Source organism: Dehalococcoidia bacterium (assembly GCA_003597995.1).
In the GTDB taxonomy this organism is placed as follows: domain Bacteria; phylum Chloroflexota; class Dehalococcoidia; order Dehalococcoidales; family UBA1222; genus SURF-27.
On sequence record QZJY01000061.1, the window covers coordinates 20580 to 28984 of the forward strand.

Genomic DNA, 8405 nt, shown 5'->3' on the forward strand with positions numbered 1-8405 from the left:
ACGGAGTTGGAAGTCCACGTTACTCCCGGTCGAAAGCCAACTGCATGATGCGTTCGATGAATTGCGGGTAAGTGAGCCCGATAGCCGACGCCTGTCTTACCGCCCCGGATGTAACGGAGATATCGGGGTTGGGATTGACCTCGAGCACGCTGGCATGTCCTAGGCTATCCAGCCGCATGTCCACACGGGCATAGCCGCGGCAGCCCAGCAGCCGGTACGCAGCAGTCGATACTTCGGAAACGTGAGCCCAGAGAGCATCGTCAACTTTGGCCGGGCAAACCGGGTCGGTATGGTGGAAATAAACATCGTCGGTTAACCACTTGGCGCCGAATGTGAGCATGTTGGGAAGTCCTGGAGGCAGTGAAAAAATAATTTCCGAGATGGATAGAACAATGGGTTTGCGGATGCCCATAATGGTTGAACTAAGCTCGCGCCCGTCAAGGAATTCTTCTACCAGCGCCCTGCCGCCGTAGTGCAAGCATATTTTCTCGACCTGAACAGCGAGAGCATCCTTGTCGTTTACCACACTGTCCTGGTTGACGCCGTGACTGGCATCCTCCGCCGCCGGTTTGACAATGCAGGGATACTTCAAGTCAAACCGGCTCACATTATCCGGGCGCAGCACCTGAAACCTGGGTGTGTTCACACCCGCGGCAATGAGCAGCTCCTTGGTCTTGGCCTTATCCAGGGCCAGCGCCAGCGTGGGAGCCAGCGAGCCTGTGAACGGTTTGCCCATGGCCGCCATTATGCCGGCTACCATGGCCTCGGTCTCCGGCTGCCCGGCGAAACCCTCGAAAAGATTAAAGAATATATCCACATCCAGCCCCCCCAGAATGGAGCGGACACTGTCTATCGGGGGCACCAGGGGCACTTTGACCACGCTGTGTCCCATCTCCAGCAGGGCATCGTAAACGGCTTTAACCTCTTCCAGCACATCAGCGATGGCATCGGCCTCGCCCATCTGGCTGTAGCGGTCGGGTATGGGGTCGTTATAGATCAGGGCCACCCTAAGAGCCAAGCCCGCACCTCTCTATGGCTGACTTGAGTACAGCGCCTATCAGCGTATTATAACTCCATCCCATGGCTTCCGCCATGATAATATAGTCCCCGCTCTTGGGGTTGAGGCCGGGCAGGGGATTGACTTCCAGAAAATAGGGCGTGCCGCCCGGGGATATGCGGAAGTCCATGCGCGCCAGGTCGCGTATCCCCAGCGCCCCGAACGCCTTGAGACAGGAGTCTTGTATTCTTTCCAGTACGGATTCGTCGAACCTGGCCGGGCATTCGTACTCGACCTGATTCTGCCAGTCGCGCTTGACCTCCAGCGAGTAGACGAAATCCGGGCTTTTTTGTCTCGGTATGACGTGCATGATGCCGGTGAGGCGCGTGGGATTATTGCCCAGCAGCCCCACGGTGACCTCTTCCCCCGAAATAAACTCCTCGACCATCATGGGTTGCGCGTAGAGGGCCATCTGCTGCTTGATGAGTTCCTTGAGCGCTCGGGGGTTATCCACGCGCGAGGCGCCGCGTATGCCCTTGCTTGAACCTTCGTGCGCCGGTTTGGCAAAAGCCGGAAAGGGAAATTCCTTCCAGTTGAAGCTTTCCAGCTCGCTGATATCGTTGATGACACACCATTTGGGCGTGGCTACTCCGCAGGCAGCCATCAGCTGCTTGGTGAGCGGCTTTTCCAGGCAGACGGACAGGGTCAGTGGGTCGGAGCCGGAGTAGGGGATGCCCAGCATCTCAAGCACTGAAGGGACCTGTGCCTCGCGGCTGCGGTAGTTACCCAGCCCTTCGGCGATGTTGAACACCAGGTCTGGCCTGGCGTCCAGTATATTCTTTAAAAAAGCGGGGCCGCCGCCCAGCCTCTGGACAGTGTGTCCGTGAGAACCGATGGCGGCGGCCAGTGCTTCTACTGTTTCAGGAGAATCGTACTCTTCAAAGGCATCTTCAGGCAGCCCCTCTGCCTTTGATGCCTGCTCTTTTATATCATAGCTTAAGCCTATTTTCATCCAAAGTCCTGGTCCGCCCGCCTATGCATGGATGGCTTCATCACATACCAGCTCGCTATGTCCGGAACGCGCTTTCACGTTGCCCGGATTCCGGTAGTGAATTATCTTGCCCTGGTAGTTGCGCACGACGAACTCTTGCGGCGTGCGTTCGAGAACATAGTCGGGCCCCACGGGTATCTTGCCCCCGCCGTTAGGCAGGTCGATAACATATGTCGGAACAGCCAGGCCGGAAGTGAAGCCGCGCATGCCCTGGATGATGCCCACACCCGTTTCCACAGGGGTCCAGAAATGCTCGGTGCCGGCTACGTCATCGCACTGGAACAGGTAGTAAGGGCGGACTTTTATCTTGAGCAAACCCTGGCACAGCTTGAGCTGCGTCTCGACCGAGTCGTTGACGCCTTTGAGCAGTACCGACTGGTTATTCACCGGCACGCCGGCGCGCAGCAGCCGGTCGCAGGCTCCGGCGGCTTCGGGTGTCAGCTCGCGTGGGTGGTTGAAGTGCGTGTTAAGCCAGATAGGGCCGTATTTGGAAAGCATGTTGCACAGCTCGTCGTCAATACGCTGCGGCAGCACCACGGGCACGCGCGTGCCGATGCGGATTATCTCAACATGGCCGATGCGGCGAATGCCGGCCAGCACCGCTTCCAGGCGTTGCGTCGACAGCGTTAGCGGATCACCACCGGATATGATGACGTCGCGGACTTCCTTGTGATTTCTGATGTACTCCAGCATGGCCTCAACCTCGTCAGGTGTGCGCACCCAGCCGCCGTGGCGCCATTCGCGCTTGCGCGTGCAGTGGCGGCATAGCATGGGGCAGATATCGGTCAGCACCATGAGAACGCGGTCTGGGTAGCGGTGTACCAGCCCGGGGACCACCGAGTGTTCTTCCTCAGCCAGAGGGTCTTCCATGCCGATTGACGACATGGAAAGCTCTTCTGGAGCGGGCAGTGCCTGCCTGCGGATGGGGTCTGCGGGATCGTCAGGATTCATGAGTGACAGGTAGTAGGGCGTGATGGCGAGAGGGTATTTAATGCTCACCAGCCTTAGCTGTGAGCGTTCATGCGGGGTAAAATGGACGTATTTGGACAGTCCTTCAATCGTGGTGATGCGGTTGCGGAAATGCCACCGCCAGTCGTTCCACTGTTCCGAGGGTGTGTTGCAAAAAAGACGGCGCAGTGCCGTCGCCGCTTTAAGGGGAGGTTCTTCATCCTCTAACTGGACCGCGGTGGCAGTTGTACTGGGAGGCTCTTCTTTGGCTTCCTTGATAAGTGTCGCCTGGGCTTTCATGTATTAAATTCTCCTTCTTCGATTGCTGCTTTTTTCAATGTTCTGGATTCATGCAATATTTTTCATGAATCTAGACTATTTAATTAATAAATTTATAGCATTGCTATTTACATATGTCAAGGGAATTTACGCACGGGACTAATTATATTGAAAAGTTTTTAAAAATATTTTTTAAAAGGAGTTTTTGCGCCACACGTTTCAGCCGCAAAAGAAGTACTGGAGACATCAGAAAATAATGCGTGCAAGTCAAATCATATGATGCGAGAGAGATATGGAGGTCTCTTCAAAGAAAAGGCGCGTCAGCCAGAAGCGGGGCGTAATTCAAGCGGAGCATCAGTCGTATTCTTTTCAGCGGTTGTCGCTTTTTCGCCCAGCAGCAGCACTGCCGCGAATATCAGCAGGGTGTTGCGCAGAATAAGTGCATCCGCAGCCAACTGCTGGATATCTATGAGTTCATAGTAATGCAACGGGTAGATATACCAGGTGAGACACGATGCCGTCAGAAAGATGACCCATAGCGTGCTGCGGAAACGCCCGCTCACCAGCGGAAACAGCGGGTAGAGCCATACCATGAACTGCGGTGAAAACACTTTGCTGGTAACCAGCAACAAGACTATGGCAGCGAAAGAGTAGTTCAGCAAATCCGCCAGGGCGGTAGATTCCGGGGTAAATCGGGCGTGTGATCTGGCCAGCTTGCGGCAATTGCGGTAATAGAGGCCATAAACCGCCAGCAGACCCACTCCCATAAAGACAAAGGAGTAACGCGCCAGCGGCCCCGCCAGGGAGGAGGCAATATCGTAGGAAATGCTTCCCTGGATGGGATAAGCGCTCACGATTCCGAGCGAGTTGCCTAACAAAAGCAGGGAAGAATAGGTGCTTTCCAGTTGTAACGCGCGCTGGCCCTGGATAGTGAAAGAAGAGATGAACCCGTGCCTGTCGAGCGCCAGAAGCGGCACGGCGATAAGGAGCGTCACTGCAGCGAAGGCAGCCACCGACGGTATCACGCTGCGCAGGCCTCCGCGCCGCCACTGATAGATGAGGAAGAGGGGCGCCAGCAGCCCCGGAGATAGCTTGATCATCGTGCCTATGGCCAGGATGGCCCAGGCAATCTTGTAATTGCCGCGGCTGAAGGCATAAACAGCCCCCAGGGTTATCACCGCCGGCACCATATCGAAGCGCTGCACCATGATGGAGCCGATAGCCACCATGGCCAGGGTGTAGCCGATAAGGCACGACCAGGGTGAGATTCCGGCTTTTCGTCCGATACCTAGCACGAGCAACAGGCCGATGAGGTCGAACAGCAGCATCTCAAAAGTAAACGCTGTTTCATATTCCTGCAGGTTATCGGACACCAGACCGGGCAGGTAAAACACCGCCAGGGCGCCCGGCGGATATTCCACGGAAAAGTCGCGGTAAGCCACCTGTCCCTGGTCCATCTTGACGGCGTACTGGTAATATCCCGCCACGTCGGGGCCGCCGCTATAAAATACGCGGGTGAAAAACAGCAGGTGCAGCAGGCAGAAAGCCGTCACCACAATCACCCACTTTAATTTAGTGCCTTGATTCATAGGAATGTCTCTATTGCTGGATTTTGATGCTCGATGTTTTGCCCATCGAGCTCGCCGTTGGCGTTCTGGGGCAGATAGCCGGCCAGCGGATTATACGGGCTGTGAGGCGGCACCACCGGATAAGACAGCGCCGACTGGGCGAAAAAGAGCACGCCCCAGACCGCGGCCAGGATAGTGAGCGCGAGCGATAGTTTGCGCGGTACACGTTTGAGCAGCAGGACTGCCATTATTGTGAGCGGTAAAACAGCCGGCAGATAATAGCGTGCCATGACTATAAAGGGCATGCCAACCACCTGGGTGTTGGCCGTCCACTCGTAATTGAGATAAAGGCCATAGACCGCTGCTATCCATCCCGCCAGGAGCAAAAGGATGCCCCAGCGCAACTCGGTCCAGGTGTCTTTAACCTCCTCAGGTTTGTGTTGCGGTCTGAGCGAGCGGATTTTATTATAAAAAGCCATGCAGAGAGAAGCAATCCCCGGCAGCAGCAACGGAAAGCCCACCAACAGGGCTACGGTAACATATTTGATGTTGGGGCGCAGGAAATCCAGGCTGAAGCTCACTGGAAGCCGGGAATACTGGAACCCAAATCTCAAGGGCGAGCCGAATACGGCGTTCTGATAGACAAACAATCCGGCAAGAGGGATTGCGAGCCCCAATCCCATCCAGACCGAAGCCAGGACAACTTCACCGCGACGGCCCGCCAGCCAGGAGCGCACAGACGTAAATATAAAGTGCAGCATAAAAACAAGAACAGTCAGGGCATTATAGTAATTCGCCGCCACGCTCAAACCGAGTCCTAGTCCCGCCAGGAACAGGAAGATTCCGCCAGAGCGGGAGGTGAGTTCGTGCTGACTCAGGCAATAGTAGATGTAAAGCCCACCGCCCATGCTGAGGAAGGCGGCGGCGGCGAAGCTATCGGCGTATTCGCGCTGCATCATAGCCAGCGCCACCGGGGAAAACAGCAATAGCAGCGAGCCGAGACAGGCCGTTTTCTCATCCCGCAGCCGTTTGAACAAAAGGTATGCCACGAAAGTCATCCCCGCCGCCAGCACCAGGTTGCCCAGTTCGGGCGCGTGTATGTAATAAAAGGGCAGCAGGTAGAAGATATACCCGGGGGCTTCGGTAAGCGCGTAGCGGTCATCGCCTGCGAGTGCATACTGGCTGAGCCGTCCACCGTATTTATAGGCCTCAGCCGCTTCGAGACCGATGGTGCTGCCGTCTACTGTGAAGCGCCCCTGCGAGAAGTTCTGGGTGGCATACTGAAACGACCAGTCGACGCTCTCACGCATGTGCTGGGGGATGACCAGGGTGAGGAAAAAGGCCAGTACCACTCCCAGGACGGTGATGGCACGATAGAGCAGGGCGCGATAACTGTCGTTAGGCATAACAGGTCTGGTTTATTTTTTCTAGTATAGCTCTAAGCCGATTCCTGCGCTATCCCCTATAAGCCCTTATGAGTTATAATATCGCGTTTGGTCGAGCTTTACGGGAGCCCAAATAATAAACGCTGAATTGAGAAGAAAGATTGCGCCATCTCCCTGACGGCTTAAAAGGATTCTAACCGCCTGATGTCTCCTACATGGATTTCACTCGCCTTGACCAGCACAGCCATCGCCGCGCTGGTCAACACGCTGGACAGCCATTTCCTGTCGCGCCGTTTACCCGGCCTGCGCAGCTACCTGCTTATCATCGGCCTTTTTACCATGATTGCGGCCATCGTCATGCTGTTCCTCTTTCCTTTCCCGCACGATACCGGACTGCGCATATATGGCCTGGCATTTATATCAGCCATGCTGAGAGTGGGAGCGATGAGCACCCTTCTGTACGCCATGAAGAAAGAGGACATTTCGCGTATCATGCCGCTGGCATCGACCGCCCCTATTTTCGTTGCCATCATGGCGGCTGTATTCCTCGGCGAGAGCCTGAAGTACACGCAGTGGTTGGCCATCGCTGTAGTGGTAAGCGGAGCGATTCTCATATCCTTCAAACGCGATGAGGACGGCTCAGCCCGCTTTCACGCCAGCTCCTTTTTCCTGCTCATCGGCTCGAGCGTGCTCTTTGCGGCATCGGACGTTTTCAACAAATACACCATGGACTTCATCTCTTACTGGAATTCGGCCAGCCTGAGTTTCCTTTTCACATCGGTTGCTTTCATCGTCATGTGCCTGCGCCGCGACGTGCTGCGGCAGATAGTGGGGATGGCGCGCCCGTGGCATACTTCGGCGGGGGTGGCGCTTAACGAGGTGGCCGCCATGTTCTCGCTGGTGCTGGGGTTCTGGGCCATTCAGAACGGGCCGGTGTCGCTGGCTTCCACCATCTTCAACTCCAAGCCGCTCTTCGTGTTTGTATATGCCGTGCTGCTGTCCCGCTTCATGCCGGGCTTCCTGCTGGAGTTCCGCACCGACCGCCGAGGGATGGTTATCAAGATAATCGCCACGCTGATGATAGTGGGTGGCATAGCCCTGATTTTCCTGGTGTAGCCCAAAAAATGATTTTCTATCCGGTAAAGGCCCTCACGGTCGTCCCGATACATTCTCTACGCTCAGTACAAGTGACACCCGGACTCCCTCGCGGGCGAGGCATGCCTCGCCCCTACTTCGATTCGTTTTCGTTTCACGGAGAATTTTTTTTCGAGGAAACGAATCCCGTTTTTCAGGCATGGCCTGTGGGTAAGATTCGTTCCCCGGTCGAATCACCCCAGGCATGTTGGTTCTGGCAGCCCTTGTGCCTGAGAGGTATTCGTGATGCCTGAGATTGAATCATCCCTTGATATTCTCCCGTGGTTGACATGCGTTGTATAATAGCACAAATGTTCGGGGATGGCGAGGCGGTTTTGTCGTGTATTACAGGTTTGAAGATAACGGCAACTATCAGAGCTATTGGTGTATATCTCCTGACCTTATCAAGCGGCGATGCATTAAGAAGAAGCGGAAAAAAGTGCACCCAATATCAAGGCTAAACCTTTATACCTGAAAGCTTAGAGTGAAAAAGGAACCATTATTGCCCAATCGCCAACTGATTTAGATAAGGGTTAGTAAAAATACCAAAGAGCCCGCTGCTGATGCAGCGGGCTCTCTATTATGCCAGACAATGATTTTACTCGCGTCGGCTTCGTCGGCTAGCAAATATCGCGATGAGTAAACCGAGTAGTAAGAGCCCAATGATGCTCCACCCGATAATAAGACCCCAGTTGAGGCCAGACGGTGGCGGGGGAGTAGTCGTCGTGGTTGCCGCCGCTCCGGCTGCATATAGTGTTTCCTGCTGGGTAGCATCGGTCCAGCCCGCCGAGGGTGACTCAGCGGCGGTGATGGTGGGAAGACCCGCCGAGCTATCCTTGTAGTAGAAGGAGGCGGTACTGCTGCCGCTGCTTATGGTCACCGAGGTGATCTGATTGGTACCTGCGGCATCACTGTAGAATTTGCCGTTGGCGGAAGTTGAAGTTAAGTTTATGGTCGTATTTGCCGTCACGTTGAACGGAGTGCCAGAGGCATTCTGTACCTGAATGCTCATCATGGCAGAAACATTGCCAGCCATTCCTCCC

7 protein-coding genes are annotated in these 8405 nt (G+C 55.2%); 1 reads left to right on the forward strand and 6 read right to left on the reverse strand.

The genetic code is table 11. From position 1 onward, the window contains the following. Positions 1-19 precede the first annotated feature (19 nt). The 5 genes from C4542_08370 to C4542_08390 form a co-directional block, all read right to left on the reverse strand. A complete protein-coding gene (locus C4542_08370) occupies positions 20-1018 on the reverse strand; it encodes an ATP-grasp domain-containing protein (protein ID RJO60749.1) in 999 nt (332 codons plus the stop codon). Further along, entirely contained in the window at positions 1008-2009 is a 1002-nt protein-coding gene (locus C4542_08375) for an ATP-grasp domain-containing protein (GenBank protein RJO60750.1), read from the reverse strand. The genes C4542_08370 and C4542_08375 overlap by 11 nt, the downstream gene beginning before the upstream one ends. A gap of 21 nt (positions 2010-2030) precedes the next feature. After that, positions 2031-3296: a KamA family radical SAM protein gene (locus tag C4542_08380; protein ID RJO60751.1), complete on the reverse strand. Its 1266-nt coding sequence runs from the start codon at positions 3294-3296 to the stop codon at positions 2031-2033. A 299-nt stretch (positions 3297-3595) separates the two neighbouring features. Continuing rightward, positions 3596-4864, reverse strand: coding sequence for a DUF2029 domain-containing protein (locus C4542_08385; protein RJO60752.1), 1269 nt, complete (start codon positions 4862-4864; stop codon positions 3596-3598). Further along, positions 4861-6249, reverse strand: a complete 1389-nt coding sequence (locus C4542_08390; protein ID RJO60753.1) for a hypothetical protein — start codon at positions 6247-6249, stop codon at positions 4861-4863. The genes C4542_08385 and C4542_08390 overlap by 4 nt, the downstream gene beginning before the upstream one ends. Before the next feature lie 183 nt (positions 6250-6432). On the opposite strand from C4542_08390, the gene C4542_08395 reads away from it, so the two are divergent. Continuing rightward, positions 6433-7344, forward strand: coding sequence for a hypothetical protein (locus tag C4542_08395; GenBank protein ID RJO60754.1), 912 nt, complete (start codon positions 6433-6435; stop codon positions 7342-7344). A 616-nt stretch (positions 7345-7960) separates the two neighbouring features. Here the strand turns inward: C4542_08395 and C4542_08400 are convergent. After that, entirely contained in the window at positions 7961-8398 is a 438-nt protein-coding gene (locus tag C4542_08400; protein ID RJO60755.1) for a hypothetical protein, read from the reverse strand. Positions 8399-8405 lie beyond the last annotated feature (7 nt).

What these genes read in the sequence shown, in the direction of transcription:
- C4542_08380 (RJO60751.1), bottom strand. Translation starts at nt 3,296, where the DNA reads ATGAAAGCCCAGGCGACACTTATCAAGGAAGCCAAAGAAGAGCCTCCC.
- C4542_08375 (RJO60750.1), bottom strand. Translation starts at nt 2,009, where the DNA reads ATGAAAATAGGCTTAAGCTATGATATAAAAGAGCAGGCATCAAAGGCA.
- C4542_08385 (RJO60752.1), bottom strand. Translation starts at nt 4,864, where the DNA reads ATGAATCAAGGCACTAAATTAAAGTGGGTGATTGTGGTGACGGCTTTC.
- C4542_08390 (RJO60753.1), bottom strand. Translation starts at nt 6,249, where the DNA reads ATGCCTAACGACAGTTATCGCGCCCTGCTCTATCGTGCCATCACCGTC.
- C4542_08395 (RJO60754.1), top strand. Translation starts at nt 6,433, where the DNA reads ATGTCTCCTACATGGATTTCACTCGCCTTGACCAGCACAGCCATCGCC.
- C4542_08400 (RJO60755.1), bottom strand. Translation starts at nt 8,398, where the DNA reads ATGGCTGGCAATGTTTCTGCCATGATGAGCATTCAGGTACAGAATGCC.